4 protein-coding genes are annotated in these 2,863 nt (G+C 62.2%); all 4 read right to left on the bottom strand.

Annotation, left to right across the window (positions count from 1 at the left end; genetic code table 11):
- Positions 1–193 precede the first annotated feature (193 nt).
- The gene (gene moaA, locus EPO09_RS12680) at positions 194–1,210 is read right to left on the bottom strand and encodes a GTP 3',8-cyclase MoaA (protein WP_290643620.1); all 1,017 of its coding nucleotides are present in this window, start codon (positions 1,208–1,210) and stop codon (positions 194–196) included.
- Positions 1,203–1,541: a ferredoxin FdxA gene (gene fdxA, locus EPO09_RS12675; protein WP_290643618.1), complete on the bottom strand. Its 339-nt coding sequence runs from the start codon at positions 1,539–1,541 to the stop codon at positions 1,203–1,205. Before fdxA ends, moaA begins: the two co-directional genes overlap by 8 nt.
- Positions 1,542–1,665: 124 nt before the next feature.
- Positions 1,666–2,523, bottom strand: coding sequence for a class I SAM-dependent methyltransferase (locus tag EPO09_RS12670; RefSeq protein WP_290643616.1), 858 nt, complete (start codon positions 2,521–2,523; stop codon positions 1,666–1,668).
- Positions 2,524–2,581: 58 nt separating this feature from the next.
- A partial coding sequence (locus EPO09_RS12665; RefSeq protein WP_290643614.1) for an ArsC/Spx/MgsR family protein occupies positions 2,582–2,863 on the bottom strand: 282 nt, incomplete at its 5' end.

Genomic DNA, 2,863 nt, shown 5'->3' with positions numbered 1-2,863 from the left:
GCGTCTGAGCGAGGCGCGTTACCGTGCCGGTTCCGTGCCGCTGAAGACCTGGCTGGACGCGCAGGAAACACGCCGGCAGGCGGAGAACAATCAGGCTGCCAACCGCTTGAACCGCCTTGCAGCGCTGGTGACCCTGTATCAATCTGCCGGTGGTGGGTTGACTGCGCGCCAACCCTGATGCCGTCTGGCGTCTTCAACCACCCGTAGCGTTCATGAAGCGGATGACCTGAGGCGGGGCATCGAGCTTGAAGTGATGCCGTTCCGGCTTGTGCTGCATGGCCTGCCGGATGGCTTGCGTGAGGCGTTCAGGCTCACCTGGATGTGTGCGCACGATGCTGCGCAAATCGATGGCGTTCTCGTGCCCCAGACAGAGCATCAACTGCCCGCTGGCCGTGACGCGCACCCGGTTGCAATGACCGCAGAAGTTGGCGCTGTGCGGCGAGATCACGCCCACGCGTGTGCTGCTGTCTGCCATGCGGTGATAGCGAGCGGGGCCGCCTGAGCTTTCGATGCTGGCGGTCAAGGGATAGCTTTCGGTCACACGGGCCAGGATCTCGGCGCTGGGCATGAAGGTCGCGGCGCGATCATGTTCATCGATGGCACCCAATGGCATCTCTTCGATGAAGCTGATGTCCAGCGCATGCTGGCGGGCAAAGCGCACCAGATCAACCACTTCGTCGTCGTTGCGGCCTCGCAGGATGACGCTGTTGAGTTTGATGCGCTGAAAGCCGGCATCTTTCGCGGCTTGAATGCCGGCCAGCACGGGGTGCAGCTCGCCTGTGCGGGTCAGGGTCTTGAAGCGATCGGCTTGCAGGCTGTCGAGGCTGATGTTGATCCGGCTCAGGCCGGCGCCTTTCAACGGCTGGGCCAAGGCCGCCAGGCGCGCGCCATTGGTGGTCATGGCCAGTTCATTGAGGCCCGGCAAGGCTGCCAGCCGCCCAACCAGCGACACGATATCGGGATGCACCAGAGGCTCGCCGCCCGTCAGGCGGATCTTGCGCACGCCCAGTTGCACGAAGCTGGCGGCCACGGCGAACATCTCGTCGGTTGACAGCAACTCGGCACGAGGCATGAACTGCATGTCTTCGGCCATGCAGTAAACACAGCGAAAGTTGCACCGGTCCGTGACCGACAGCCTCAGGTAGCTGATGTGTCGTCCATGTTGATCAATCAGTGGCGAGGCCATGTCGGGCATCGGTGCGTCATGCACCGTGGCGATCCAGTTGGTCCAGCTTGGCCTTGACCTCCAGCCAGGTGCCGTGATCAGGCAGAGGGTCCTTCTGCGCATTGATCACAGGCCAGGCCGGGTGTCTGGACAGATCCGCATTGAGTTGCAGGAAGTGCGCCTGGTCGGCGGGCAGATCCACGTCGGCGTAGATGGCGTTGGCCGGGCACTCGGGCACGCAGATGCCGCAGTCCACGCAGCCATCTGGATTGATCACCAGGAAGTTGGGGCCTTCATGAAAACAGTCGACGGGGCAGACGGCGACGCAGTCGGTGTACTTGCACTGGATACAGGCCTCGGTGACGACAAAGGTCATACAGCTTCTTTCTTGATGGCGGTCGTGAGCCTGGTTTTCAGGCTCGCGGCGCTACTGTATGAACGCGTATCGGTGCTGACAAACGATTTCTCGTTGTCAGCCTTTAAGCGCGGCTTAAGCGTCCTCAGTCGATGCGGGGCTTGTTGGTTCTCGCCTCGATCACACGCACGGCATTGGCGCCCGGGTGCATGGTCATGTTCAACTGACCTGCAAAGCGCGTGGGCGCATGCAGTTCGGCCAGTGCGAACCGGGCGTTGCGCAGTTCGGTTTCAGCTTGCACTTCGTTGTCGAAGTGCAGGAAGACGCGGCCTTTGACGAAGGTCGACAGCACGACCTTGAAGGCCTGCACGCCCACGCCTTTGTTGGCGTTGTGCAGATGGATATCCGACAGGTACAAGCCCTCGGGGAAGCGGTTGAGCACGCGGCCGAAGCGCTGCCACATGGCGACCACGGTCGGGGTGTCGAAGTAGTTGACCAGGCCTTCGGTGACGATGGCGGTGCCGCGTTGTGGGTCGAGCCTGTCGGCCAAGGCATTGAGCGAGGCCGGGCCGGTATCGGTGAGCGCATCCAGTGTCACGACTTCATGGCCAGGTGTCAGCAGGCCGGCGCCTTGCATCAGGTCGCGCTTGCGTTGCGCCATATCGGGCAGGTCGGCTTCGACGTAGTGCAGCTTGTCCCCATGCGCCTGCTTGAAGCGCCAACCGCGTGGCGACAAGCCTGCCGCCACTTCGATGACCTGGCTGACACGGCCTTCTGCAATGGCCTGGCTCAGCAGCAAATCGATCACGCGATGGCGGGCCAGCAGGAAGGCTTGCAGGGTAGGGGCACCCGTGACCAAGGCCAGCCCACGCAATGGCTTGAGGGCCGTGTGCATGAAGCGCCCTTGCGGCGTGACCAGCGCCGGGTGCGACATGCCGTGCGCGAACCACGTGTAGCCGGTGTAGTGGGCCGTGGGGCTGATGCTGGCTGCATTGCGGGCCATGTCGTGTCCTCTCGCTGGTTTGTGCGATATCAGGAGTTTGACACGGTTGATTGTCAGATTACTTTAGGCGCTTACCCTGAGCATCGATCACGACTTCACCGTCTTCCTTGCTGAATGGTCCTTGTTGGGGCGCATCCAGGATGTCGAGCACCAGCTCGGACGGGCGGCAAAGCCGGGTGCCTTTGCTGGTGACAACGATGGGGCGGTTGATCAGGGCGGGGTGGGCGATCATGAAGTCGATCAGTTGATCGTCCGTCCACTTGTTGTCTTGCAGTTGCAACTCTTCGTACAGATCGCCTTTGTCGCGCATGACTTGGCGGGCACGCAGGCCGCAGTCCTG

The sequence above is a fragment of the Aquabacterium sp. genome (genome assembly GCF_004297345.1).
GTDB lineage: Bacteria > Pseudomonadota > Gammaproteobacteria > Burkholderiales > Burkholderiaceae_C > Aquabacterium.
The sequence above is the reverse complement of the archived record's forward strand: the minus strand, read 5'-3'. Positions and strand labels throughout refer to the sequence as shown.